Origin of the sequence: Brevibacillus panacihumi, from assembly GCF_003710985.1 — a bacterium.
GTDB classification, from domain to species: domain Bacteria; phylum Bacillota; class Bacilli; order Brevibacillales; family Brevibacillaceae; genus Brevibacillus; species Brevibacillus panacihumi.
Genome location: NZ_RHHT01000016.1, coordinates 17,869 through 44,743 on the forward strand (window position 1 = coordinate 17,869; position 26,875 = coordinate 44,743).

Here is a 26,875-nt window from a genome sequence, read left to right on the forward strand (position 1 = left end):
GTGGCCAGGTTCCTCGGACAGATGCAGCGGCTCGGAAAGCCTTTTTTTCAACAGAAAAAAAAAGTGCTCCACAAGCAGGACAACTGCTCGGGAACACCCTCTTCTTATTTTACGACGCTTCGGAAACCGTTTGGTTGTTTTCTACCAAGGCCTGCTTGAGGTTCTTGTTCCAGTGAACCAGCACCAGATTCAATACGACGGCTGTCAGGGAGCCTGTGACAATGCCGTTTTGCAACAGCATTTTCAACATTGTCGGCAGTTGCTCGAACATGCCCGGCACAGCGGCAGAGCCAAGCCCGACCGCGATGCTGCACGCGGCGATCAGAAGATTTTCATTTTGACGCAGGTCTACTTGGGACAGGATGTTGATGCCGGAAGCCACGACCATCCCGAACATGGCGATCATCGCTCCACCCAGAACTGCGTTAGGGATGACCGTGGTTAACGCGGCCAGCTTCGGCAGCAATCCGAGAACGACGAGAATGCCGCCCGCTCCGATCATGACGTCACGGCTTTTGATGCCGCTCAGTTGGACAAGACCCACGTTTTGCGAGAAAGCGGTGTAAGGAAATGCGTTGAAGATTCCCCCGAGAACGATCGCTACCCCTTCTCCCCGCAGGCCCTTGACGACGTCCTCGTTGCTGACTTCTTTGTTGGTGGTTTTGCCCAATGCGAAGTACACCCCTGTAGACTCGGCCATGCTGATAATATTCACCAGGATCATTGTAATGATTGCTACAACACTAAACTCAGGAACGCCAAAATAGAAAGGCTTGACGACGCTGAACCAGGAGGCTTCGACAACCGATCCGAAATGGACAATTCCCATCATATAGCCCGCTACTGTACCTGCGATCAACCCCAACAGAACAGAGATGGCCCGGACGAATCCTGTCGCAAAGCGGTTGACCAGCAAAATGATGATCAGCGTGCCCAATGCCAACAGCAGATTGCTTGGCTGTCCGAAATCAGGGCTGTCCTGGCCCCCAGCCGCATTGTTCATCGCTACGGGAATGAGTGAAAGACCAATAATGGTTACGACGGAGCCTTGCACCACCGTCGGGAAGAATTTCAGCAGCTTCCCAAAGAGAGGAGCAGCCAGGACGACGAAGATCCCGGAGATGATGATCGCCCCGTATGCAGTAGCCAGATTGCTGGTCGAAGCGATGGCGATGATCGGGCCTACAGCCGTAAAGGTACAGCCAAGCACGACCGGGAGGCGAATGCCCGTGAACCGGGTGCCGATCACTTGCAAAAGTGTCGCGATCCCGCATGTGAACAGGTCTGCAGCGATCAGGTAAGCGATTTGAGCAGGGGTCAGCTTCAACGCTGCTCCGATAATCATAGGAACGACTACAGCGCCTGCGTACATCGCCAGGACGTGCTGGAAGCCCAGGGTAATCACTTTTTGTTTGGATAGCATGACGGTTCGATACTCTCCTCTATTTGCGCGTATTTTTTACGTGATAAAACGCGGTCGCTCCCCTTTGCGTTGCCTCGATAAAGGTTTCCTTATACTAGGCTGGAAGCGGGTTCGATAAACTCGATATGCTCCGTGGACATGGACTGAATCCGGGCGAGGGATTCGATGCGGACACCCGCTTGTTCGAGCAGGCCGCGCCCCTCCTGGAAGCTTTTTTCGATGACCGCTCCGATGCCGACCAGATGAGCTCCAGACTCCTTGATGATCTGAGTGAGTCCGACCAGTGCTGCACCTGTAGCAAGAAAATCATCGACGATCAAAATCCGATCCTCCGCAGACAAATACTGGCGAGCTACGCTGATCTGATAGGTCTCCTGACGTGTGAAGGAGTGGACAGGTGCCGCGTATACCTCTTCGGACAAGGTGATTGCCTTTTTCTTTTTCGCGTAGATGAACGGCACCCCGAGCGTATAGGCCGTAGCCATCGCGAAGTGAATCCCGCTCGCTTCAATCGTCAGCACCTTGGTGATGCGCTCCCCCTGGAAACGTTCTGCAAAGGCTTGTCCGATCTGCATGGTCAAGAGCGGGTCCACCTGATGGTTCAGGAACGAATCCACCTTCAACACAGATGGGGAAAGAACTTTTCCATCCCGCATGATACGTTCTTGCAATTCTTTCATGACTGATTGTCCTCCCTTTATCTTCCCAGCTTCACTGTAACGCAATAAAGCCCAGAGCAGACAGGTCCCTGGCTGGTTACGCAACAACCAACACCAAGTGAAACCTGTCCCTCTGGGCTTTTCTCCCTCAGGTGTAGCACATCTCGTGCCAGCGTCGCTCGGACCAGTCTTTTCCCTATCTAAAAAATGGAAAAAATCGACATAGGAAAAACGGAACCCTAGACGCTCTTTCACTCGTAGTCAGGCGATTTACGGTCACCCGGTAGAAACTGTTGGGCCTTATTCCCAAGATTATACGAGCATACAGTATCTTGTTTCGATACAGACCAATCTACCATATCTCATGAAGTGGTATCAAGCGTTATTTTTTTGCAGGCTGCCAGGGCAGCCAAATGCAAAAGCAAAACCCCCGATCCAGATTGATCGAGGGTCATAAAATACGTGGTTATTTCTTTTTCTGGCGTTGGCCCATCGTGATTTTCTTCCACTTTGCCTTCTCGGCCGCCCGCAATGCCGCATCTTCCTTGCGCGCCAGATGCGCCAATTCCCGTTGCAGCTTGCGGTAATTGTCGTAGCGCGATTGGTCCAGTGTACCGTCAGCCAAGGCTGCTCGAATCGCGCAGCCAGGCTCGCGCAAATGCTGGCAATCGCTGAAACGGCAGGACTCCCCGAGCGATTCGATATCGTCGAAGGCGTCGCGAAACCCTTCATCCGCTTCCCACAGCTGCAGCTCGCGCATTCCCGGAGTATCGATCATCAAGCCTCCGCGCGGCAAAAGGAACAGCTCCCGATGCGTCGTCGTATGGCGTCCCCGGTCATCTCCGGCCCGCACCTCGCTGACGCGCTGCATCTCGGCACCGCTCAGCTTGTTGATCAACGTGGATTTTCCGACACCGGAAGAACCGAGCAAGGCGACAGTCTGACCTTCCCCCAAGTAGGGTACGAGCTGGTCCAAGCCCTCATCTTGTTCGGCACTGACGACATGCACCGGTACCCCGATCGCGACGGACTCTACCTCCGCGATGCGGGCTTCCAGGTCGTCGCACAGATCCGCCTTGCTCAGCACGATGACGGGAGCAGCCCCGCTCTCCCAAGCCAGGATGAGATAGCGCTCCATCCGGCGCAGGTTAAAGTCGTGATTCAACGCATTGACGAGGAACACCGTATCGACGTTGGTGGCGACGATCTGCTCCTCTACCGTACTTCCCGCCACTTTGCGTGAGAACTTGCTTTTTCGGGGAAGCAAGGCATGGATCGTCGCTTTCTTCTCCTCCGGCCGCGGGCTGATCACCACCCAGTCGCCCACAGCTGGATAATCCTCTCGACCGGATGCCTCATAGCGAAGCTTTCCTGTCACCTCGCCCAAAAGCTCGCCATACTCGCTTATGATCCGATACATTCGTTTATGTTCCAGCGTAACGCGTCCCACGCTGTACCCTTGCTCGGCATAAGGGGCAAAATGCGGCGTAAAAAACGCATTCCATCCCATTTTTTGTAAAATAGACTTTTGTTGCTGCTGATTCACCTACGGATTCCCCCTGTAAATGGTTTCACACTTTCCACCAGTCACAGTCGAATCCTCATCTGGTAAACGGGCTGTCGTTCGTTTAAAAGGAGGATTCCTGCGACCCGATTCCTGCAATTAGCTGTTTGTTCATGTACTTAGTTCCCATAATACATCGCTCCTTTTTCTACAGAACCCATTACCTTAGATGAAGGCAGTATGGATCTTGCGTATTGTTTCCCAGTTATTGTAACACGAAGTTTGCGGAATGCAACAGCGGCTAATCGCCGCCGCCACCGCCTCCATCTCCGCCTCCGCTGTCACTGCCGCTGTCGCTTCCCCACCAACTGTCGGAGCTTTTGCTCGGCTTGTCATCTGAATAATACGAAGAGCCGCCGGAATCCCCTGATGCGTGATTTCCACGCTTTTTCTCTTTATTGGCGATAGTGACCACTGCCAAGATGACGAACAATGCCAAAAACGCGAAGACGATCCCGATTGCCATCAGTCCCATACAGCACCTCTCCTCTCCATCCACATTTTATCTGCTTCTTTTCTTCCTCAAGACACGTCCAAAGATCAACAGGATGGGCGACAAGAGAATCGCCGCCGTGATCAGAGAAGCGCGTATCGAGTAACGATTGCCGACCCAGCCCACAAAAGGCCCACCAGCAGTCTGTCCCAGCGCATCCGTCTGCCCCATCATCGAAATGATGGTAGCCCGCACCCTGCTCTCGATGTTCTGATTCAGCCAGGTATCAAACAAGGGCTGCGTGAGCGAGTTCAGCATCCCGATCAACAAGAGGGAGACCAACGCCCATGTAAACGTCGGCGAAAAGGCAAACGCCAGAATCGCAGCGATGCGAATAAAGGTCAGTACAAACATCCCAACCATGACAACTCTTTCGTTGTTCATATCCAGCCGCCGTTCTCCTGCACGAACGACAAAAATGCTCAGGAACGTCGAGACTGCTGCAATCAAGCCAAACCACATCGCCATCGACAGGTGGGACTCCGGTATCCCGATCTCCGAGATGAGATGCGCCTCCCACAATCTGTCATACCCTTCCGACGCCGCTCCGCTAAAGAGCGTGACGACGAGGATCAGCAGCAGCATCGGTTCGCGGCGGATCACCTTTGCTCCGCTCAACCACGTGGTCTTCATCTCCTGCCAATGGGACGAGTCTGCTGTCCGCTCGGGACGGACGAAACGATGTTCCTTCATAAAAAAGATCAGGAACAGCCCCACCCCCAGATAAAGCAATCCCCCTACAGCATAAGGAAGATGTGTTCCCAAGGTGGAAAGACCGACACTGACCGCAATCCCCAACAGCGTCCCCATCAGGGAATAGCTTTTGGCCCGCAAGAAAAGGCTTCCCATCTTCTCTGTGCCGACTTCATCGACCACCCAGGCGGTATCCGCCCCACTGATAAATGTGTAGCCAATCCCGCAAATCAGCTGGCTGAACAGTACCCAGACAAACACTCCTACGTACGGGATCAGCGTCTCCAGACTCGGAATAAAGCCCTGTAGCACAAATCCTGCCCCAAGCGCAAACATGCCCGCAATGACAGACAGACGCCGGCTGTAAGTATCCGCTACAACTCCGGTAATCCCTTCAAAAATCAATACCGTCACTTCCAGCACCATGCCGACGATCAGCAGCTCCAGCGGATTTAATCCCAGCGTGGCGATGTAGTAGATTGCATACGTCGTAAACATCGTGCTATTGGCCAATGACTGCATAAATGCCATGATCATGTATACCTGTGACGCGTGAAAATTCATGTTTCCCCATCCACCTTTTCGGCAGACGACACGCCACGTCTCACTTGCTATTCAGTTGTCAACGACCGCGGAAGGCAAATGCGTACGTGTCGCCTAGCTTTTGTTTCGTCCTTTGGTTTGTACTGGTTTGAACGCATGTGAAAATGTTTGCATGCTTGTACACCTCCTGATTGAATTCCTTACATTATAATGGAAAAACGCACTTCCTGGATAAGAAAGTGCGTTTTTCATCGTGCTCTTTATTTAGGCGTTGTGATTGATTACTTTTACCAGACTGGAGATCGTGCCGGCATGCATCGCTTCGTGGATGAAAGCAAAGTTGCACAGCTCAGCTACCGTCTCAAAACGCATGGGCCCCATTTCAATCGGTTTGGGCAAAGCCCCTTCCAACGATTCGGGCGACAGTTCGGAGAGTTTGTTCAACTGCTCTGCGAGAACAGCCAACAGTTCGTCTTTCGTCGGCGGAGTGATGGTCCAGTCTGCTGGTTTCGTCCCCATTTTGAAAAGCTCCTCGTAAGAATCTGGAAGCTTGATGACGTCCAGAGAACAGAGTGCAAGGATGCTGTTCTGCACGACTGCGATATGACCCAGATTCCATTTGATCGTGTTGTTGAAAGGAACAGGCTGTACATCGTAAAGCTCCTCTGGAATCATTTGTGCCCGGTGAAGCAACACACTGCGAATGGTTTTTCCTGAAGATAAAATCGCGGATGACATGAATGGACACCTCCATGAAATGGTAATGGGTTACCACTCCCATTGTACACGATTTTATGGGCTGCTAGGCTTTTTTTCGAAAGAGACTGACGAGCGAAATTAGCAAAGCCAGTCCGGAGAGAACCAGCGGCAAGGTGCTGCCGGTTCCGGTCGAGCTGCCTTGTGCCGCGGCTGGCGCTGCTTGCTCATCGGTGTGTCCGTGATCGTGTCCATGACCAGCATCCCCCGTTCCTTGCCTGATCGTTGTCACGGAGGCAGGCGTCTTGGAATCCTGATCTCCCGTCCATTCTACGACCTCACCATCCGTATAGGTCTGGTAGGCTTTCCAGGAAAGCTCTCCCGCTTCCTTGGGATTGGCCCCGACGAACGCAAATTCCATGAACTCATGCGGCCCGATGCCACCGTCTGTCGCCGTCCAGATCAAGGCTGTATTGCGCCCCTCTGCGTCTTTTTCGAATTCATAGCTCCATCCGGGTACAGGTTGGACGGTGCTTACCTTCACTCCAGCCGGAAACTCCAGCTTTACTTTGACGGTGTTCGCGTCTTTTTCCACCGGAACGCGGACCGTATACTTTTCATAAGCACCCGTTGTGGTCTCCTTGGGATATACATTCACATGAGCCTGAGCACCGGCGGCTGTCATCCAAACCACACCTGCCACCAAGATACTGCTCATCCATTTTGCCTGTTTCATCCTTATTCCTCCTCGACTTGATTTAACCGGGATACGGCATTTGGCTCATCCACAATCCTGCGAAAATAGCCAAAATCCCAAAAACAACTTCCCAGCGCAAGCGCTTTTCGTTCAACACATGTTTTCCAAGCCAGCCATTCCTCTGTCGATAAGCGACAATCAGCATCAGCAGGACCAAGACCAGCTTCACCACCAACAGATCGTTCCAGATCAGCCAGTTTTCCAGCATCTTATTAAGATCAGTCTGCACCCACAGCATGAGAATGCCTGTAAGCAGGGAAACCAGTGCTGCCATCGCGACAAGGCGCAAAAAGAAGCGCTTGAATGCTTCATTCCCTTGATGTGCCTGCGATCTGTGCAAAAGCAGGTAGGCGAGTGCTCCCAGCCACAGGGCAATGCTCAGGACGTGCAGCACACGCAGCAGCAAAGCCAGCCACAAGGGGGAAAGCCCCCAGGCATGGCCGCCAAATGCTTGCGTGCCGATCAGCAAGAGCCACACCGCGACATACCAGCCTGTGATCATGCCAGGTAGCCCCAACAGCAGGAGCAGCAAAGCAGATACCAGCAGCATGATAGCAAAGGGAGATTGCGACAAGACAGAGACATTGCCTTGCCAGAGCGCAGTTGTCAGGGAAGCCGCCGGAAGAGACGCATCGTAGACGAACCACAATGACGTCAGGCCGATGAATATCAACAGCCAGCCGATCTGTCTGCCTCTTCCCAAGGATTGCGCAAAGGACGGCAGGCCGTAGCGTTGAGCGAAACAAGCCACCAGATAAAAGCCGCCTCCGACGAGCAAAATACCCTGGGTCAGGAATCGGAGAAGGATCAGATACGTCGGATCCGATTGCTTCTGGGACGGCTCAGCAACATGCGCACTCTTTTGTCCCAGGGAAAAGGTCAGCCGCTCTTCCACCGGATGTCCGTCCTCCGACACCACGGAAACCATTGCCGTATACGTCCCTTCTGCCAGATCAGGAGGCAACGAGACATGGACGCGCGTCGCGTCACCTGGCTGCAGCCTGGGCCGCTCCAGCTTGACTTCCTCTCCGTTCCAGTCGTACAGATGAATCTCGACCAGATCAGCCTCCAGGACCTCTGTGAAAGCAAACGAGAGTTGTCCCGGGTTATGGTGCAGCAGTTCTCCTTCTTTTGGCGAGCTGTCCACCAATCCGGCGTGGGCCTGGACATTTCCGATCCCTCCCATGAGGATCAGGAGAAAACAGATGATCCGGAATAGGATCTTCGTGCTTTTCATGTTCATTTCGATCACCTTCCGCTTCATAAGACTAGCAGAATGACGGCTTGTTCCATATGGCTCACACGGGCTATTTTCAAGGAGTATCGCCAAAAAAAGAAAGACCCAGACCGGATTATCATCCAGCCTGGGCCTTTGTGCATCTATTTATCTGCCGCTCTTCATTTCTGTCCAGTAGCGGTCGTACTCTTGCAGGGTATCCCCTACGTCGACCAGCCACTCTGCCCGAGCGATGTCTTTCGGGTCGAGGAAGATCATTTTGTTGGAGCGGTACTCTTCGCTGTGCAGAGGATACGCCTGTTCATTCGGGTTGCTGTATCCGATGGATTCGTAGTTCTTCACGCTAACTTCCGGGTCCATCAGGTAGTTGATGAATTTCTCAGCCAATTCCTTGTGTTTGGCTCCTTTGGGAATCGCCATGGTATCCGCCCAGATGGTTGCCCCTTCTTTCGGGATGACGTAATCCACATTCGGATTCTCCGCTTGGATAAACGCAGCGTCGCCAGACCAGACAGAGCCGATCCACGCTTCTTCCGCGATCATCTTCTGCTTGATGTTGTCAGTGTCAAACGCGATGACGCTCGGCAGCAAGGTCTTCATATCGGCAAATGCCTTCTCCAGCTCGCCTTTATCCGTCGAGCTGTTGGAGAAACCGTTTTTGATCAAGGCCATTCCCATGACCTCACGCGGGTCATTCAGGAGAATGACACGGCCCTTGTACGCTTCGTTCCACAAGTCATTCCAGCTTGTCGGCTGTTCTTTGACATAATTTTTGTTGTACGCGATCCCGGTAATACCCCATGTGTAGATGATGGAGTGCTTGCTGCCAGGGTCAAACGGCGGCGTCTGGAATGAGGAGACGATGTTTTTCAGGTTGGGAATGTTGTCTTTGTTAATTTCTTCCAGCAACCCAAGCTCGATCATGGTCGCGACCATGTAGTCGGAAGGCTGGATCAGATCGTAGCCCGATGCGCCTGCCTGAATTTTGGCCAGCATCTCTTCGTTGCTGCCGTAGACGTCGTAGTTTACCTTGACGTTGAATTTTTGCTCGAAGTCGGCGATGACTTCAGGATCGAAGTTGTCAGCCCAACTGTAGATGTTGAGCACTTGGGCTTCCTGCTCCGAAGACGAGGAACAGCCTACGGCCGTAAAAGCGAGTGCGGCGGTCAAAGCGCCGATCATGAGTGATTTGAAGCGTTTCAATGCAGATCATCCTCCTATCAATATGGGATCGTCTTAGAGTCCTTGCGTCTGAAGAGCTCAGCTATGATCACCAGAAGTACGGTACTTGTGATTAACAGTGTAGATAGAGCATTTACCTCTGGCGAAACTCCCCGTTTCACCAGCCCGTAGATATACAGCGGCAAGGTAGTCGAATTCGGACCCGCCACGAAAAACGAGATTATGAAGTCGTCCAGCGACAAGGTGAAGGACATCAAAAATCCTGCGACAATCCCTGGCATAATCAACGGCAATATCACGTAGCGAAGCGTCTGCCACGGAGTCGCGCCCAGATCCTGCGACGCTTCCTCCAGATCCTTGCCCATATCTGCAAGACGAGCGGAAATGATGACCATCACAAACGGAATACTGAAGGTCGTATGCGCCATGATCAGCGTCGCCTTGCCCAAATCAACCTGGAACTGGCTAAACAGGATGAGCAGCGCCAATCCGAGCATGATCTCGGGGATCACAATCGGCAGATAGATCAGGCCGTTGATGATATTTTGCCAGCGCAGCGAATAATGCTTGATCGCCAAAGATGCGGCCGTTCCGAGAACCGTAGCCAGCACGCTGCTGATGAGGCCGATCGACAGGCTGTTCGACAGCGCCTGCATCACCTGCCTGTTCTCGAACAAAGAGATGTACCACTTCCATGTAAAACCGCTCCAGACCGCATTGATCCGCGATTCATTAAACGAGTAGAGAATCAGGACCGCAATCGGCAGGTAGAGGAAGATGATCATCAGCCAGGAAAATCCCGACAACGCGTTTGAGCGCTTTTTCATGCTGACCCCTCCTTCGCACCGCCGGCTTGGGTAGCCTTGAAGTAGAGCAGGATCAGCAGCAAGGACAACAGCATCAGCACGATGGACAACGCAGATCCGAACGGCCAGTCACGCGCTGAGAGGAACTGGTTCTGGATGACGTTGCCGATCAGGGCCGACTTCGCTCCCCCCATCACATCCGGAACGACGAACATCCCGATCGAGGAGACGAAGACCAGGATCGAACCCGTCACTACGCCCGTCTTGGTCATCGGCAGGGTCACATGCCAAAATGCCTTCCATGGCGTCGCGCCCAGATCATAGGCCGCCTCCAGCTTGCGGTAATCCATCTGCTCCAGTGATACGTAGATCGGCAGAACCATGAACGGCAGGAGCGTGTAGACCATCCCGACGAGCACGGAGCCGGAATTGTACAGAAGCGTCAGCGGCTCGTCGATCAAGCCAAGTGACTGCAAAATGGTATTGACGACCCCTTGCGAGCGCAAAATGATGACCCATGCGTAGGAACGAACCAGGAAGTTGATCCAAAAAGGAATCATGACCAATAACAGCCAAATTTGCTGCTTGGACTTCTCCAGCCTGGAAATGTAATAGGCCAGCGGATAGCCGCACAGGATGGAAAATACCGTCGTCAATACGGCGACAACCAATGTATCCCAAAAAATCAGACCGTATAAAGGATCAAAGATCCGTATGTAGTTGTCAATGGTAAATTGATAGACAACTTGGCCGTACGTGCCTCGCTCCATGAAAGATAAGGCCAGCATCAGGATCATTGGCAAGACGAAGAGCGCCCCCATCCACACAAGTGTCGGCAGCGCAAGGAGTTTGATTCGCTTTGTCTTCAACAAGAAAGCACCACCTCGTCCGTCTGTGACCAGCCAATCGCCACTTGATGATCCACCTGCCAGTCATAGCCTTCGTTGGCGTATTGATGGGCCAAGACGCTCATTTCTGTTCCATCCAAGCGAATATAAATCTTTCGCAGATTTCCAAGAAATACGACATCCGTGATCCGTCCCGTCTTCTTGTGCTTCTCTGATTCCACATCTCTTGGATACAGCTTCAATTTTTCAGGTCTGACCGCTGTACAAGCCCCTTCCTCCTGGAAGATGTTGTTCTCGCCGATAAACGTGGCGACGAACATGGTTTGCGGTCGGTTGTAGATTTCGGCAGGGGACGCGATTTGTTCAATCCGGCCTTTGTTCATGACGGCGATCCGATCAGACATCGCCATTGCCTCTTCCTGGTCATGCGTCACGTAGATAAACGTGATGCCCAGGTTTTTTTGCAGATTTTTCAATTCCAATTGCAGGCTTTTGCGCAGTTGATAGTCCAGCGCTCCCAGCGGCTCGTCCAGCAGCAACACTTTGGGGTTGTTGATGATGGCTCTGGCGATCGCAACCCGCTGCTGCTGGCCGCCGGAAAGCTGCTTGGGAGTGCGCTTTCTCAGCTCGCTCAGCTGCACGTATTGCAACACCTCTTCCAGCCTCTGCTGCTGCTCGGCTCCGTTCACCTTTTTCATCTTCAGGCCAAACAAAATGTTTTGTTCGACCGTCATGTGAGGAAACAGCGCATACTGCTGGAACACCATGTTCATATCTCGCTTGTACGGGGGAACCTGGGAGAGCGGCTTGCCTTCGAGGTAGATCTCTCCGGACGTCGGCTCTTCAAAGCCCGCAATCATACGAAGCAAAGTGGTTTTTCCGCAACCACTTGGACCCAGCAATGTCAAAAACTCCCCTTCTTCTATAGAAAGAGAAAAAGGGGGAACTACGACAGAGCCGGCAAATTGTTTTTCAATGGTATCCAATTGTATGATTGTTTTCATCTTGTCATCTCACCATATGTAGAAATACTCATGCCAATCTAGGTAAATATATCGTGTATGATTCTTTTTGTAAACAGTTTCAGGGCAGGAAAGCAATTTTTCCTTGGACTATTTTCCATTAAAAGACACCGGATGTCCTCGCACCCGGTGTTTCTTCCTTCTGCACCGCCCTACCCTTTGGGCAGGTATTCGCCATACAGACAGATGATATAGTTGACTCCCAGATAGGGCTGCATATTGTTGTGCGGCTGGTCATTCCCCGCTACACCAATCGCAAGGGGGCTCATGGCTGTCCCTTCAGCAGATGGGGAATACGCTAGAATGCCTCCCCGGATGTTCGTTGTATTGGCCCAGACCGCTTGGGTAGGATCAGCAGTATTCGCCTCCTGGATCACCCGTGGAGTATGCGTGTGGGCAGGAATTTCCTATGTCCGAAGAGCAACCGAGCTTGTCCCCGTTGTCTGACCGATCACCCGCGGTGTCAGACCGGGCCCGTGACCGAAGTGCATCGGTGCTTTCCCCCGCAAATCTGGCAGGCAAAATGTCGTTTTCCCGTTGCCGCCATACTTAATTCCCAAAATACTGTATAGAGCCGTATTACTGCTAATTGGCAGCTCTTGTCCATCGCAAAATGCCCAATTCTTCGGAGCAAATTGTCCAGCAAATATTCGGATTTCTCCGACAAACCCATCCATGTCCCAAAACCTCCTTTATCATGAATCTCGCGGGGGAAATATCCCTCGCATGCAAATGCAATAATTGAGCACCGTGTAAGGCTGCATGTTCGGGTGGGCCTGTCCCTGTCCACTCACTGTCAATGCTTGTCCATGCATTACGGTATTCACACTGTCATAGTAGAGTTTTGTCGTCCCATTATTGGCCCACCGTATATTGTCAGCAATCTGTGCAGTCGCAGGCGCATTCGTGCCAAAAGCCTGATGCTGATGGGCCGGCATTTCCTGGCTTGTCAGAGCATGGCTTTCTTCTCCGCCCACGGCTCCTGCCCGGATGCCCGCTCCTGCGTGAATGGGTACTCGGCCGCGCAGATCCGGCAGACAAAAATAGGTTCTCCCATCTCCTCCATAGGTCGCCCCCAGTAAAGAATAGAGTGCTTGATTCGTGATAATCGGCAATTGTTGTCCATCACAAAAAGCCCAGCCAGGCGGGGGATAATCACCCGCGAACAGTCGAATTTCACCTAAAAATGGCTCCATGAAATTTCCTCCCGTTTCATGTGATTGATCTTTAGCCTGCCGGTGGATACATACCAGTGACTGCGATAATAAAGGTAATGGCAAGCGAGGGCATCATATTGTCATGCGGCTGATTCCCGCCCGCAATCGATAGACTGTTTGCATCCATCAACGCTGAGGACCCTTCCGCCGCTGTGGAAAATACTTTTGCACTTTGCGACCATACTTGGTTTAGCGGTGTGTTGGAGTCCCCCTGAAGCTTGGAGGCATGGACGCTATGCGTATGTGCCGGGAGCTGGGGCAAGGAGAGCGTGACCGTCTCAGCTCCTGCTTTTGTACTGAGATCGTATTTCGTGCCTGTCACAGGGTTCGTCCCCCGATGCACAGGAAGTCTTCCCCGCAAGTCAGGCAAGGCAAAGGTCGACTGCCCATCGCCTCCATAGGTGGTGCCAATCAAGGCAAACAAGACTTCGTACTCGGCTATGGGCAATTCTTGTCCGTTGCACAAGGCCCACCCTGCCGGGGCATAATCTCCTCCGAACATCCGGATTTCTCCAACATAGAAATCTTCCATCGTCATTCTCCTCCATCGCAACATCTGCTTGTTTGAGAAAGTGCCGGCCAGGGGTTGACCGGCACCTTCCTTCTGGATCATCGAACGACAATCCGCACCTGCGTTTCATATCCTTCATAACGAACTGTCAGGATGGTTTCGCCTGTTTGCAGCGCTTTTACCTTGCCATCCTTGACCGTGGCGATGCTTGTATCCTCAATCTCCCAGTCCCCGTCGTCAGATACAATCTCGTCATATCCCTTTTCATACTCTGCATAAAGACGAAGCTGCCGGGATTCCCCTTCCTCCATATTCAAAAAGAGCGGGGAAAGCCTGATTTCCCGAATTTCCTTTTCCTCCATGACCAGGACGCGCACGGTAATGCTTTTTCCGCTGTAACGAGCCGTGATGGTCGCTTTTCCAGGTTCTCCTGCAATAATTTCTCCCTCGTCCGTGACACGGGCTACATCCGGGTCGCTTGATGTCCAGGAAGCAAGCTCGGTCAATTCAGGATCGTCGCCGTTTTTCGTCGTGCCATACAAGCGAAGCTGCTTCTCGCCACCCTCCTCCAGAATCACATTCCTGCCTGCATCGATGGTGAGCGAGCGAATCGATTCTCTGGATATGGTGACGGGGATGATTAACTCTTCTCCCTGGTAGCTGACGGTAATCCAATCTTCGCCCTCCTCTTTGCCCGTCTTGATGCGTCCGTTTTCGAATGTGACGAGACCATTCTCGGAATGGAAGCGGGTCTTGGGATCTTGATTAATCTTTGTGCGAATGCCATCTTCCCTGTAATAGATGCTGACGCTGGCCGTAGTTCGAGGAGAGAGCCAAAGCGCGGAGTCCGATGCTGCCAGGGTTCCTTGTCTGTCGTTCTTTTTGCGGACGGTTATCGCTGCTGTATCCGTTTTGCCGCCGTCTGCAGTCGTGACGGTAATGGTCGCCTCTCCTGCTTTATGAGCTGTCACCACTCCGTCTTCATCCACACTTGCCACTTTGGGATGGCTGCTCGACCAGATCACGGCCTGGTTGGTAGCGTCGTCCGGCTGCACGGTGGCCTTCAGCCTTTGGGTTTCCCCCACCAGCAGCTTTAGAGAATCCCGATCCAGCTTGACTGCTGTTACGGGAACTTCCTCTACTGCTTTTTTCACTGTTACTTTCGCAGAGGCGGTTTTTTGGCCCTCCACGGTGGTTGCCGTGATGACGGCATCGCCTGGTTTTTTGGCTGTTACCATACCGCTGCCATTCACCATGGCCACATGCGGATCGCTGCTCGACCAGATCACGGCCTTGTTCGTCGCGTTACTAGGGGAAACAGTCGCAATCAAGGTTTTGGACTCGCCTCCGAGCAGGGTAAAGCGGTCTTCATCCAACGAGATTCCCGTCACGGGCACCCATGGCGTTGGATCAGAGACGCGCAGCACAATGCTCTTCTCCAGAGAAGTGACGTTACCCGCCTCGTCACGCAGTTCCAGCAGGACTTTTTTCGGGCCATTTCCGTTGGGAAGTGTCCAGGAAACCGAGCGGCTGTATGCTTGCCAGTTGCTCCATGTGCTGTTCTCATTCGCGATGCGCATTTTGATCTGTCCGAGATTGTCCGTTGCGCTGATGGACAGATTCACCCGTGGGGAACTGGTCGTCCCAGCTCCCTTGTTAATCGTAAAGCTTCCGCTTGGGGGAGCTGTATCTAGAATGATGCTTTGGGTGTAGACTTGGCTTTCGTTCCCTGTCTGGTCGCGAAATTTGATCGAAATGGATTTTGTACCATCTATGCCTGGCAGTTGCAAATGTTTCGTCGAGGAGAATGGTTCAAAAGTGCTCCATGCTCCATCTGTGTTGTAAGACATTTGCAAGGCGTCAGCGGAACCGTTTGCCCAGATTTGCAACGTGACGTCCCGTGATGCTGTATACGGGGAGCCATTGTTGATGGTAAAGCCGCCGACAGGTGTAGATTTGATGATCGTAAATTGAACGGTTGTGGCATTTCCGGCTTCATCTGTCACCACCAGTTTGTATTCCCCTTCAAGCGAGACAGTATGGCCGTTGGGAATGATCTGTCCGTTCAGCGTTGCACTTCCTTCTGAAAAAAAGATCGTCTTGTCGGTGCTGTACACTGCTTGATTCGTAACGCCACTTACGATAGGGGGCGTTGTATCCAGGATGATACTGGCTGTCTTGGTCGTCTGGTGTCCCAGTACATCCACCAGCTTGACGTATACGGTTTTTACGCCGTCGCCGCTGCTGAGATTCCAGGTTTTTGTGCCAACATATGGTTCTTCTGGCGTGAAACCCGATGATGTGTCATTGGCAAAAGACATCTTCATGCTCGTCAAATCTTTTGCGGTAATGGTTACATGTACTTGGGTCTGATTGGTGAAAGCCGCTCCGCCATTTATCTGAACTGCCGCCACAGGAGGCGATTTGTCCACGATAAACTGCAGGGTGTTCGTATTGCCCGCGGAATCTGTCACGATTAAGTCGTACTGGCCTTCTTGGGTGATGGTATGGCCGCTGTCAATCAGGATACTGTTTAAGACTGCCGTAGCCCCGTTCGAATCTGAGAAGGCTACGGTTACATCGTTCTTATATGCTCCTCCCATTGAGACGCCAAAAATCACAGGAGCTATGGTATCAAGAATAATGGCTGCGGATTGTTTGGCTGTCACATTGCCTGCTGCATCGCGGAACACCGCGTACACAGTTTTGGTCCCGTCTCCAGGGGTCAACTGCCAATGAATGGGACTTTGCAGATCATTCCACGTCGTAAAAGGACCGTCTTCCTGATTGGAAATACTTACCTGAACGGGGAGGCTTGCTTCGCTCGCACCAATGTCCACATACAAGTCGACATCTCGTGATAAGGTATAGGCTGTTCCGTTATTGATGGTGAATGTTGTCACGTCAGGCGGAGTTTGATCCAAGTAGATGGTTCGCGAAACAACCTGCGATTCCAGCCCTGCGGAATCCCTCGCCTGTACATACACTGTCTTTAGACCCTCGCCAGCGGAGAGATTCCATTCATACTCAGGCGTATAGGGCACCCAGGCGTAAGTCCACTCATTTTCCACATTGGAGAGACGTATTTGAACGCTGTCTCCAGCATCTGGGTCTGTGATCAATGTCTTGATCGTTACCTTCTGACTGCTTGTCGATGCCACGCCATCATTGATCAGGAACGACTCGATAACAGGAGATTCATTCTCGTCCAGGACCTGAATGGTAAAAGGCTTGGAAAAGGTCCCGCCTGATGAGTTTGCGACGTGAATCGAAAATGTGTACAAGCTTTTGGTTTCATAGTCCAAGGGGCGTTTCGTCAACAGGTAGTTTTCTTGGATGCTAAATGCTTCTGCATCCGTTCCGCTTAGGGTGAAAGTAAAGGTTTCATCTGGGTCAGGGTCTGTCGCGGTGAGGAGACCGATCGCCTTGCCAGCCTGACTGTTTTCGGGGACTGTATGGTTGGATAAGTGGATGTCTGTAGGTGGTGAGTTGAAGGTTACTTCCAGATAGGTATCGAGTTCTGGATTCATTTCAACGCTGTCATTAAAAAAGAATAATGTCCGAGTTCCGTCGTCGCTAACCGTATTTCCTTCCAAGACAAAGGTTGCTTTCTTACCGTTTGCCTCAAATTTCGGTTTTACGTAGCTCGTAACGTCAATCCGGTGCCTTCCTTCAGAGGCTACTGAATACCTGGGGGCAACCTGGCTGCCCTTTACAGGCAAAGATCGGCTGCTATCCTCCATCCAATCGTCATGATCTGAACCGAACAGGTCCAAAAATGGGGGTGAGCCCCTGTGTTCAAGACCTCTGACATTGAGACTCAGCATGACGGACTTGATCCTAGCGTCGGGGTTTTGATTCATATGCTGCTGAATCAGGTCCAGATTGAATCGGATTGCCCCTTTCATAACCCCGAAAGCTTTTTCGTTACCAATGAACATGATGTTATCCTGGGTAGGCAAGGGTCCCGACTCCCCTTCTGGATAGCCAGCTATGTCGTCCACAAACTTGTCCGCCTCTGGCCTGATCTTCAGAGTTTGCGGATCAGCAGCCATGGCAGACTGTTGAACCGCCGCAGCCGGAAACAAGCTGAACACCAAAACGAAAACGAGAAAACGCGCAAGATTCCTTTTCATGTATCCTCCCCTCTCTCTTTTAAAAACTGATCGGATTTACAAGATACTGGTTGATTATATATGGAACCCGGCACTCTTTTCTGTAATCCTCATCACAATTGCAAAAAAGCGTGTCGGAAGTTTTCTGTAGTTAAATTCCATAAAATGTCATAAAAAGGCAAAAAGTCCCGTCAGTAGAATACTCTACTCACGGGACTTTTTCCTTCTGTTTCTACCAGATTATTTGTTTATTTTGTCACCAGTTCCAGCGCTACCGGAATATTGCTCTCCACTTTTTCGCCTTTTGCCACTTTCACTGCGGTTTGCAGGGCAGTTTCACCGATTGCCGCAGGTTTTTGCGCGACTGTAGCTGCCATTTTTCCGTCTTTTACGGCTTTCACCGCATCATCCGTAGCGTCGAAGCCGACCACCAGCACATCCTTGCCTTGCGCTTCTACCGCTTGCAATGCGCCCAATGCCATTTCATCATTGTGTGCAAATACCGCCTGGATGTCTTTGTTTCCTTGCAGGATATTCTCCATGACACTCAGGCCTTTGGCACGGTCGAAATCAGCAGGCTGGGATGCGACTACCTTGATGCCTTCCTTGTTGTCTACCGCGTCGTGGAAGCCTTGGCCGCGGTCGCGAGCAGCAGATGTTCCGGCGATGCCTTGCAGCTCGACGATGTTGCCTTTTCCGCCCAGTTTTTCCAGGATGAACTCGCCCGCCATTTTACCGCCTGCCGCATTGTCGGAAGCGATGTGGGAGACCACTTGGCCGCCTTCTGCCGCACGGTCAACGGTGATGACCGGAATATTGGCTTTGTTCGCCGCTTCGACTGCGGTCACGATCGCCGCGCTGTCGGTCGGATTGATCATCAGGACGCTGACTTTCTTCTGGATCAGGTCCTCGACACCGCTGATTTGTTTCGCTGTATCATCCTGCGCGTCTACGACCAAAAGATCGACGCCGGCTTCCTTCGCCGCTTTTTCCGCTCCTTCTTTCAAGGATACGAAGAACGGGTTGTTCAACGTGGATACAGCCAGACCGATTGTCACCTTACCGTCAGCGTTGCCTGTCGATTGCTCCGGTGTATTGTTCTCCAAATTGGACGTAGTGGAACAGCCAGCCAAAACACCCAGCACCAGAGATGAAGCCAGTGCCATTTTCAAAAGCTTTTTCATGAAAACCATCCTCCCTTGCTTTCTCGCTGTCTATTTCTTAGCTTTAGATCGGTCGATCAACACTGCCAGCAAAATGACCGCCCCTTTGACTACCGACTGGTAAAAAGAGGAAACGTCCAGCAGATTGAGACCGTTATCTAACACACCGATGATCATCGCACCAATCAAGGTACCGACAATCCAACCATTCCCCCCGGACAAGCTGGTGCCCCCGAGTACGACGGCCGCGATAGCGTCCAGCTCGTAGGAAGTACCCGCTGTCGGCTGAGCCGAATTGAGCCGGGACGTGAGAATAACCCCGCTGATCGCGGCAAAAAGACCGCTGATCGCATACACCATGACTTTTACCTTGGACGTGCTGATTCCAGACAGGCGGGTCGCTTCTTCATTGCTCCCCAGTGCGTAGACATGACGTCCAAACGTTGTATGGCGCAAAATAAAATACAAGATCGCAAATGAAATCAGCATCCAGATGACAGGCATCGGAATCTCCAGGAAAAAGCCCTTCCCGAGAATGGCAAAATCAGAGTTAAGCCCGGTAATGGGTCTTCCTTGGGTATAGACCAGTGTCAGACCGCGAAAAATCGTCATGGTCGCCAGTGTCGCGATAAATGGCGCTACCCTTCCTTTGGCAATCACCACACCATTGATCGCCCCCATCACGGCACCTGCCAGCAATCCGATGAGGATGGCAAGCCAGGTATCCATGCCGCCTGCCATCAAGCCCGCGGAAATCGCGCTCGATAGCGCCAGGATGGAACCGACAGACAAGTCAATGCCCCCGGTCAGGATGACAAAGGTCATCCCGAACGCAATCAAGGCGTTGATCGAGATCTGGCGCAGCACGTTGAAAATATTGCTTACGGTCAAAAAGTCGTTCGTGATAACCGACAAGACGATCACAATGAGTGCCAGCCCCAATAAAGGGCCCATTTTTTTCAAAAAGTTAAACGGCATGACTCTTCCCTCCTGTCGCCGCATGCATGATCAATTCCTGTGTCGCCTCTGCCCGAGTGAACTCCCCGGTGATCCGTCCTTCATGCATGACCAGGACCCGGTCGCTCATTCCGAGCACCTCTGGCAGCTCGGAGGAAATCATCAGAATGGCTACCCCTGTTTTGGCGAGACGGTTCATAATGTCATAAATTTCCTTCTTCGCCCCAATATCAACGCCACGCGTCGGTTCATCGAGGATGAGAATTTTCGGCTCGGTCGCCAGCCACTTGCCGATGACCACCTTCTGCTGGTTGCCGCCGGACAGGGAGCCGACGATCTGCTCGCCGCCTGCTGTCTTGATGAGCAGCTGCTTGATCGCATCATTGCTGAGCTCATGCTCATGTTTTGGCCGCAGCACGCCAAGCGAAGAAACTTTGTCCAGATTGGGCAAGGAGATGTTTTCGCGGACGGGGAGAGACAACACCAGCCCTTCCTCTTTACGGTCTTCCGTGACCAGGGCAATACCGGCGCGGATAGCATCGATCGGACGAGTGATGCGCACAGGCTGATGATCGACGAAAATCTGACCCTCGGACACATGCTCCAGTCCGAAAATCGCTTTGGCCAATTCCGTGCGTCCGGCTCCCATCAGCCCGGCAATCCCCACTATCTCGCCGCTTCGGACCGAGAAGCTGATCTTCTCCAGTTTTCCTTTGACGCAGAGATTGTCCACACGCAGCCGCTCATCCCCGGATTCGATCTGTTCTTTGGGAAAACGATCCGTAATCTCGCGTCCCACCATCATCCTGACGAGCTCATCCATATTGGTCGCAGCTGTCTCGACCGTGCCTACGTATTGCCCGTCGCGCAGGACGGTGATCCGGTCGCTCACCTGGAAGATTTCCTCCATCCGGTGCGAGATGTAGATCATGCCGACGCCTTTTTGCTTCAAGGAGGCAATCACTTGGAAGAGGGCGTCGATCTCCCGATGGGTCAAAGCCGCAGTCGGTTCATCCAGGACCAGGATGTCTGCCTGCATCGACAGAGCTTTGGCAATCTCAATCATCTGCTGCTGTCCGACCGACAAGTCGCCCACGAGCGTATCCGGGTCGAGATCAATCTCCAGCTGCTTCAGCCAATGCTTGGCTTCTTTCCTCATTTTGGCCCAATTGACGAATCCGGTGCGGCCATAGGTAAACTCGCGTCCGAGAAAAATATTTTCCATGACCGACAGATGCGAAATCAGGTTCAATTCCTGGTGGATAATCGCAATGCCTAGCTTGCTCGCGATATCCGGGGTCATTTTTTCCTGCGCTGCTCCCTTGACGAGAATCGTCCCGGCATCCCGCTCGTAAATCCCGCCGAGGATTTTCATCAGGGTAGATTTGCCTGCCCCATTCTCCCCCATGAGTGCGACCAATTCGCCGCTCTTCAGGTTCAATTGGACGTTCTCCAAAACCTTGACACCCGGAAAGGACTTGCTGATTTGTTTCATTTCCAACAGATATTCCGACACTGCTCTCCCTCCCTTCGCCTGCACCTCCGTCAGAAGGTGACGCCGGATTGCAGGATGATATTGGCATATGGCGTGCACTCGCCTGTACGGATAATCGCTTTTGCGTCTTTGCTGAGCTGCTTGAACGTTTCGTGGCTCACGCTCTCCCGTTGTACGCCTGCAAACGTCTCTTCCAGACGCGCCAACAAGGCTGGCTGAGCCGCTTGGAGTTCTTGCGCATAGATCACCTTTTCCACCTGCATCTCCAAGAGGACGGCGTCCAGGACCTCCGCGAAGGTAGGCAGGCCGGGGACGACAGCCAAATCGATGCGAGTCACAAAATCAGGGATGGGCAGGCCCGCATCACAGATGATGATTTGGTCGGTATGGCCAAGCTGGCTGATAACACTGGAAAGTTCACTGTTTAAAATGCCGCATTTTTTCATAATAACCCCCTGTTATTGGTGAAACTGCTCGACTTGTGCCAAGGTTGGCATCCCCGCTTGTGCCCCCAGACGCGTGACTGCCAGCGCTGCCACTTTTGTCGCGAAGGCTACTGCGTCCCGAACCGATTTTCCGCTGGCAAGCGCATAGGAAAACCCGGCGTTGAAGGAATCTCCCGCTCCTGTAGTGTCCACGACGGGTACTTGATGGCTGGGTACAATTCCGCTTTCTTCCTCCGTCAAAAAGGCTGCTCCCTTCGCGCCCAAAGTCGTGACGATAATCCGCACGCCTTTTTTCTGCAGGGAGCGCATGGCCGCCTCCAGATCCTGTCCCTTCTCTTCTGCCAGGATGAGCAATTCGGATTCATTGGGAATCAGGACATCGACGTGCCGCAGCAATTCATCTGGCAGCGGACGAGCGGGCGCAGGATTCAGGACCACCGTCTTGCCGAGGCTTTTGGCTGTTTGGGCAGCGTGCATGACGGTTTCCAGAGGAATTTCCAGTTGCAGCAGCACTGCGTCCGCTGCGGCAATCTTCGCCTTTTGCCCATCGAGATCCGTCGGCAGACAGGAGGCATTGGCACCGGGAACGACAATGATCTGATTATCGCCCTCGGCTAAGACGATAGACGCGACACCTGTATGGCCTTCTTGCACCGTCTTGACTCCTGCCACATCAATCCCTTCGCGGTTCATGGCCCGCAAGAGATCTTCCCCGAAGCTGTCGTTGCCAACAGCTCCGATCATGGCGGTCTTGGCGCCAAGGCGTGCCAGGGCGACAGCCTGGTTGGCTCCTTTTCCCCCGGGGATAAAATGAATCTGTTCACCCATGACGGTCTCTCCGAGAGCAGGCGGGCGATTGGCTTCTACGACGATGTCCATATTTAAACTGCCGATGACGACAATATGTGGCGAGCGATTCATGAATCTCTCCCTTTCTATGAAAACGTCTCAATCTATCTTGGCGGATGTGGATAAACGCCGTTCTACCCGCCAAAAGACGAAACTAACGACAATCAGTAAACGGTTACATATATTAACCAAAATGTAGACAAACTCTGTATAAATTTATCTGTAACCGGTTACACATATTCATGCGTATAATATACTCCTGGGACAAAAAACTTGTCAAGAAAATTCCCGCTGGAGAACTTCGGAATATAAAAGGAGCCAAGGGATATTCCCTTGACTCCTTATGTCTATGAATGAACAAGCAGCTTATTCTGGCGCGCGGTACACTTCTTTTCCTGCTACGATGGTCTGTCTGCAGGTAAAGCTCGAATCCAGTACGATAAGATCTGCGTCGTATCCGCTTTCCAGCTTGCCTTTTTTTGCATCCAATCCCAGCAAGGAAGCAGGGGTCTGGGAAGCCATTTGCACCGCTTCCGGCAGAGGTACCCGGCTTAGCTTCACCATGTTCTCCACTGCACGGTTCAGCGTCAAAATGCTGCCTGCCAGCGTTCCGTCCGCCAGCTTGGCTTCCTCGCCTTTTACGGTGACCTCTTGTCCCCCGAGATCGTACTTGCCCTCTCCCATGGCTGCGGCACGCATCGAGTCGCTGATCAAAGCAAGGCGATCCGCTTTCTTCACCCGATACAGAATCCGCATTACCGCAGGGTGGACGTGAATTCCGTCCGCAATCAATTCGGTGCTGAGGTGTTCGTGGTACATCGCGGCCCCGACAACACCCGGCTCGCGATGATGCAGCCCGGTCATGGCATTAAAGCAATGGGTAAAATGACTGACACCTGCCTGAACAGCCTCCGCAGCCTCATCGAAGCTTGCCCCGGTATGGCCCGCCGAGACGAGGACTCCTTGCCCGTCCAGCCAACGAATCGCTTCTGCAGAGCCTGGCTGTTCAGGCGCAATGGTTACGACTTTCAGCATCCCTTCCGCCAATTCGTGCATGCGGCGCACCTCTGCTAGCGTTGGAAACGAAATGTCCTGTTCATTTTGCGCACCCTTGTAGCGCGGATTGATCCAAGGGCCTTCCAGATGGATGCCGACTGTTTCCGCTCCGTCCAGTCCCTGCCTGCTCGTAGCGACGATATTTTTCAGGGCCTGCTCCAGCTTTTCATAGGAAGCTGTCATGGTCGTGGCGAGAAAGGATGTGACACCGTAACGCGCCAAGGCTGTCGAGATCGCTTGCAAGGATTCCGGTGTCGCGTCCATCGTATCGTACCCTGCGATGCCGTGCATGTGTATATCGAGAAAACCCGGGCATATCCAGCCATCTGCCACGTCAGTGACGCGCTCTGGCAGCCCTTGATGCCAATTGGCGGCTGGGCCGGCATACAGGATCTTGCTTCCCTCGACGATCACCAGCCCATCAGGCAGCTCCTCTCCGTGCGTGATGACTGTTCCCCTTAAAGCAAATGATTCCTTCAATCTGTTCCCCTCCGTCTTGCGTGTCCGCCAGGGACTTGGAATATGGCTATAAACTTCGCCGTACCTCCTCTGCCTCTGCGACCAGTCGATGCAGCAGTTCTGCCGCCGACACTTCCTGGCTCAGCGAAGCTGCCTGCCCCGCCCATAGCGACAGATACTCCTTGTTTTGCTGTTTGGACGCTGCCGCGCGGATATCCCGTGTCAAACCATTTTGCACCGGATAAGTCGGCAGCTCCTGCTCCAATGGCGCGAGCAGATTGACGAACGCATTGGCCACTCCGCGGGCTGGTTTTCCGGAAAAAGCGCGGGTCAACACCACCGACTCGTCGCTTGCTTCCCGCACAGCTTTTTTGTGCAAGGGATGCGCGCCGCTCTCCACGCAAGTCAGGAATGCCGTACCCAGCTGCACGCCTGCAGCGCCCAGGGCAAATGCTGCTGCGATTCCCCGGCCGTCCATGATGCCCCCGGCAGCGATCACCGGAATCCGAACCCGATCCACTACTTGCGGCACCAAAGCCATCGTCCCGATCAGATTGCTTGGCGAATCCGGCAAAAAGGAGCCGCGATGCCCTCCTGCCTCGCTGCCCTGCGCTGTCAGCATGTCGACGCCGCTCTCCTCCAACGCTACGGCCTCGCGCACCGTCGTGGCCGTTCCGATTACGGTCGTTCCTTGCTGTTTCAATGCCCGGATCCACTTTTGATCGAGCAGGCCAAAGGTAAAGCTGAAAACGGGCACCTTCTCTTCCAGTACCACGTCTATCTGCTCTTCAAACGATTCTGTATATCGATTCACCGCAGGATCAGGGGGAAGCTGCAGTTTGCTGCGTACATCGTTCATCGCCTGTCGCACCGACTCGGCTACAGGCTGGTCAGGATCAAAAGGCTCGGGAATAAACAAATTGACCCCAAACGGCTTGTCTGTCTGTTCACGGATCGCGCGAATCGCTGTCCGAATCTGTTCTGCTCCCATATAGGCCGCACCCAGCGTTCCCAGCCCCCCAGCCTGCGAAACGGCAGCTACCAGCTCAGGCGTAGTCGTCCCACCTGCCATTCCCGCCTGAATGATCGGCCATTCGATTTGCAAACGCTTCGCCACTTCTTTTTTGGACCACATGCTGATTCCCCGCTTTCTCTCCTATTTCGGTTCGATGCCCAACTCATCAAGCAATGCGATAAAGTGAGCGAGCACCCGAGCTGTCAAGCCCCAGATGACCCACCCGTCAATTTCATAAAAGAGATGCTCCATCTGTCCGGTACGCCATGGAGATTGTCTGCCGCCCGGTATCAAGTGAAACGGAAAATCCTCATCGGCCTCCGAATACATCGAGACCTTGTGACGGGACGGCGGTGTATTCCGCAGGGTGTCGAGCGGAATGATGAACACTTCTCCGACTTCATCCGGATTGGGATTCATTTCGCTGATGTCATGCAAGTAGCCGACGAAGGGGTAGATACAGGAAAAACCTGGTCCAAGCAAAATATCCAACGCCCCTATGTAGTCAATCTGCGACTCTGGAATCCCCAGCTCTTCGCTCGTCTCCCGCCGGGCGGTCGCCCAATGCGTAGGATCGTCCTCTTCCCTGCGTCCTCCGGGGAAACAGACTTCTCCGGCTTGCCGCCGCATCGTAATCGCCCGTTTTTCAAACAGGACGCCCAAACGTCCGTCCTCCATGGTGACCAACGGCAGCATCACGCTGTAAAAGCCCAGGCGCTGCTCGCCCATAATCCCCTGTTTTCTCTGGTGAAATGCTTCTGCCACTGCTGCAACACCCGGATGGGATGTCGTCAATGAAGGCAGTTGATTGGAGATCTCGATCAGATTATCGTCCGGGTCGCGCAGGTAGATGGAAAGCAAGGGACCTACTGCTCCTGTGCGTTGTATGGGACCTTCCACGATCTCTACTCCGCAGTTTTTCATATGCCGGATCAGTTGTTCCATCGGCCAGGACGAGAGCAGGCATAGATCTGCCGAACCGGGTACGGGATGCTTTGCTTTTGGCTCCCACTCGCGCCCTGCTTGATGGAGGTTGATTTTCTGTCTGCCGAACTGCAAAGCGCGTCTGTTCTCACCAAACGTGATTACGGTCATCCCGAGGACGCGTTCGTAAAATTGGCAGGTTGCTTCCATATCTCGGACCGTTAACACCAGATGATCCAGACTGTCGATCATGCCCATCATCTCCCCTAGCTGCTGCTTTTTTTATTATAGCAAAGTTGGGAGGGGCTTGGTTTGGGTGGAGTGCACGAGAAGAAAAACACGGTCTACCAGCTGTAGTGGCGGGGAGGAAAAAGAGGAAAACGCTTTTGGCGGGTTGGGCTCTTCGCTGGGGGTCACCCTTGCCGCTTCCACTCCAAAGGCGGAACCGCGGCCAAAAGCAGCCGACTTCGAAGAAGTAATTCAGGGTGTAGAGTAGAGAACTGACGCTTTCTGGCGACCGTTTGGTCGCCTTACTCCTATCAGTTCCCCCTCATCAAACCGTACGTGAGGTTCTCCCTCATACGGCTTTCCGATGTTCTTCTTTCCTTGGCATTCGGTTATCGCGTACGGCAAGCTTCACAAGAATTCCTCTTGTAGCTTTTGCTATCTCTCTCATCCGCGCATGTCTCGCTTGTTTATTCCTTTTCTTGTTGTTAAAGAGCACAAGTCTTGTCAGAACATACAA

General features: G+C 52.9%; 24 protein-coding genes, 1 pseudogene and 1 riboswitch. Of the genes and pseudogenes, 1 reads left to right on the forward strand and 24 read right to left on the reverse strand.

The features are described 5' to 3' along the window. Positions 1-109 precede the first annotated feature (109 nt). The 24 genes and pseudogenes from EDM58_RS09180 to EDM58_RS09295 all read right to left on the reverse strand — a co-directional run bounded on the left by EDM58_RS09180 (position 110) and on the right by EDM58_RS09295 (position 26,382). Positions 110-1,423 (reverse strand): nucleobase:cation symporter-2 family protein, encoded by a 1,314-nt coding sequence (locus tag EDM58_RS09180; protein WP_122913079.1) that lies wholly within the window; start codon positions 1,421-1,423, stop codon positions 110-112. An 89-nt stretch (positions 1,424-1,512) separates the two neighbouring features. Further along, positions 1,513-2,103, reverse strand: a complete 591-nt coding sequence (locus EDM58_RS09185; protein WP_122913080.1) for a xanthine phosphoribosyltransferase — start codon at positions 2,101-2,103, stop codon at positions 1,513-1,515. A 217-nt stretch (positions 2,104-2,320) separates the two neighbouring features. After that, positions 2,321-2,422: riboswitch (purine riboswitch) on the reverse strand. Positions 2,423-2,548: 126 nt separating this feature from the next. Further along, positions 2,549-3,592 (reverse strand): ribosome small subunit-dependent GTPase A, encoded by a 1,044-nt coding sequence (gene rsgA / locus EDM58_RS09190; protein WP_122913102.1) that lies wholly within the window; start codon positions 3,590-3,592, stop codon positions 2,549-2,551. A gap of 295 nt (positions 3,593-3,887) precedes the next feature. Next, entirely contained in the window at positions 3,888-4,121 is a 234-nt protein-coding gene (locus EDM58_RS09195) for a hypothetical protein (protein ID WP_122913081.1), read from the reverse strand. A gap of 27 nt (positions 4,122-4,148) precedes the next feature. Then, the gene (locus EDM58_RS09200; RefSeq protein WP_122913082.1) at positions 4,149-5,396 is read right to left on the reverse strand and encodes an MFS transporter; all 1,248 of its coding nucleotides are present in this window, start codon (positions 5,394-5,396) and stop codon (positions 4,149-4,151) included. 243 nt (positions 5,397-5,639) lie between these two features. After that, positions 5,640-6,113 carry a DinB family protein gene (locus tag EDM58_RS09205; protein ID WP_122913083.1) on the reverse strand — a complete coding sequence of 158 codons (474 nt, stop codon included), beginning with the start codon at positions 6,111-6,113 and terminating at the stop codon, positions 5,640-5,642. A 64-nt stretch (positions 6,114-6,177) separates the two neighbouring features. After that, positions 6,178-6,807, reverse strand: coding sequence for a YcnI family copper-binding membrane protein (locus EDM58_RS09210; RefSeq protein ID WP_122913084.1), 630 nt, complete (start codon positions 6,805-6,807; stop codon positions 6,178-6,180). A 22-nt stretch (positions 6,808-6,829) separates the two neighbouring features. After that, entirely contained in the window at positions 6,830-8,065 is a 1,236-nt protein-coding gene (locus tag EDM58_RS09215) for a copper resistance CopC/CopD family protein (protein ID WP_122913103.1), read from the reverse strand. Between the two features lie 147 nt (positions 8,066-8,212). Beyond that, on the reverse strand, positions 8,213-9,268 hold the full coding sequence (locus EDM58_RS09220) for a polyamine ABC transporter substrate-binding protein (protein WP_122913085.1): 1,056 nt from the start codon (positions 9,266-9,268) through the stop codon (positions 8,213-8,215). Between the two features lie 17 nt (positions 9,269-9,285). Next, entirely contained in the window at positions 9,286-10,074 is a 789-nt protein-coding gene (locus EDM58_RS09225; protein ID WP_122913086.1) for an ABC transporter permease, read from the reverse strand. Continuing rightward, complete coding sequence (locus tag EDM58_RS09230) at positions 10,071-10,874, reverse strand: ABC transporter permease (RefSeq protein ID WP_183187462.1); 804 nt, start codon at positions 10,872-10,874, stop codon at positions 10,071-10,073. Before EDM58_RS09230 ends, EDM58_RS09225 begins: the two co-directional genes overlap by 4 nt. 44 nt (positions 10,875-10,918) lie before the next feature. Continuing rightward, positions 10,919-11,905: an ABC transporter ATP-binding protein gene (locus tag EDM58_RS09235; RefSeq protein WP_122913088.1), complete on the reverse strand. Its 987-nt coding sequence runs from the start codon at positions 11,903-11,905 to the stop codon at positions 10,919-10,921. 170 nt (positions 11,906-12,075) lie between these two features. Beyond that, positions 12,076-12,600 (reverse strand): annotated as a pseudogene (locus EDM58_RS26530) (phage tail protein). An 18-nt stretch (positions 12,601-12,618) separates the two neighbouring features. Beyond that, a complete protein-coding gene (locus tag EDM58_RS09245; protein WP_122913089.1) occupies positions 12,619-13,119 on the reverse strand; it encodes a phage tail protein in 501 nt (166 codons plus the stop codon). A 31-nt stretch (positions 13,120-13,150) separates the two neighbouring features. Next, on the reverse strand, positions 13,151-13,672 hold the full coding sequence (locus tag EDM58_RS09250; RefSeq protein ID WP_122913090.1) for a phage tail protein: 522 nt from the start codon (positions 13,670-13,672) through the stop codon (positions 13,151-13,153). 77 nt (positions 13,673-13,749) lie between these two features. Beyond that, positions 13,750-17,787 (reverse strand): Ig-like domain-containing protein, encoded by a 4,038-nt coding sequence (locus tag EDM58_RS09255; RefSeq protein ID WP_122913091.1) that lies wholly within the window; start codon positions 17,785-17,787, stop codon positions 13,750-13,752. Between the two features lie 227 nt (positions 17,788-18,014). Then, positions 18,015-18,950 carry a ribose ABC transporter substrate-binding protein RbsB gene (rbsB, locus tag EDM58_RS09260; protein ID WP_122913092.1) on the reverse strand — a complete coding sequence of 312 codons (936 nt, stop codon included), beginning with the start codon at positions 18,948-18,950 and terminating at the stop codon, positions 18,015-18,017. Positions 18,951-18,980: 30 nt separating this feature from the next. Continuing rightward, complete coding sequence (locus EDM58_RS09265) at positions 18,981-19,907, reverse strand: ABC transporter permease subunit (protein ID WP_246000627.1); 927 nt, start codon at positions 19,905-19,907, stop codon at positions 18,981-18,983. Beyond that, complete coding sequence (locus tag EDM58_RS09270; protein ID WP_122913094.1) at positions 19,897-21,402, reverse strand: sugar ABC transporter ATP-binding protein; 1,506 nt, start codon at positions 21,400-21,402, stop codon at positions 19,897-19,899. The genes EDM58_RS09265 and EDM58_RS09270 overlap by 11 nt, the downstream gene beginning before the upstream one ends. A gap of 29 nt (positions 21,403-21,431) precedes the next feature. Next, positions 21,432-21,827, reverse strand: coding sequence for a D-ribose pyranase (rbsD, locus tag EDM58_RS09275; protein ID WP_122913095.1), 396 nt, complete (start codon positions 21,825-21,827; stop codon positions 21,432-21,434). Between the two features lie 12 nt (positions 21,828-21,839). Beyond that, complete coding sequence (gene rbsK / locus EDM58_RS09280; protein WP_122913096.1) at positions 21,840-22,748, reverse strand: ribokinase; 909 nt, start codon at positions 22,746-22,748, stop codon at positions 21,840-21,842. 294 nt (positions 22,749-23,042) lie between these two features. Then, a complete protein-coding gene (nagA, locus tag EDM58_RS09285) occupies positions 23,043-24,212 on the reverse strand; it encodes an N-acetylglucosamine-6-phosphate deacetylase (RefSeq protein ID WP_122913097.1) in 1,170 nt (389 codons plus the stop codon). A 46-nt stretch (positions 24,213-24,258) separates the two neighbouring features. After that, positions 24,259-25,326: an NAD(P)H-dependent flavin oxidoreductase gene (locus EDM58_RS09290; protein ID WP_122913098.1), complete on the reverse strand. Its 1,068-nt coding sequence runs from the start codon at positions 25,324-25,326 to the stop codon at positions 24,259-24,261. A 21-nt stretch (positions 25,327-25,347) separates the two neighbouring features. Further along, positions 25,348-26,382: a VOC family protein gene (locus tag EDM58_RS09295; RefSeq protein ID WP_122913099.1), complete on the reverse strand. Its 1,035-nt coding sequence runs from the start codon at positions 26,380-26,382 to the stop codon at positions 25,348-25,350. A 64-nt stretch (positions 26,383-26,446) separates the two neighbouring features. On the opposite strand from EDM58_RS09295, the gene EDM58_RS09300 reads away from it, so the two are divergent. Further along, positions 26,447-26,626: a hypothetical protein gene (locus EDM58_RS09300; RefSeq protein ID WP_122913100.1), complete on the forward strand. Its 180-nt coding sequence runs from the start codon at positions 26,447-26,449 to the stop codon at positions 26,624-26,626. The last annotated feature ends 249 nt before the right edge of the window (positions 26,627-26,875 follow it).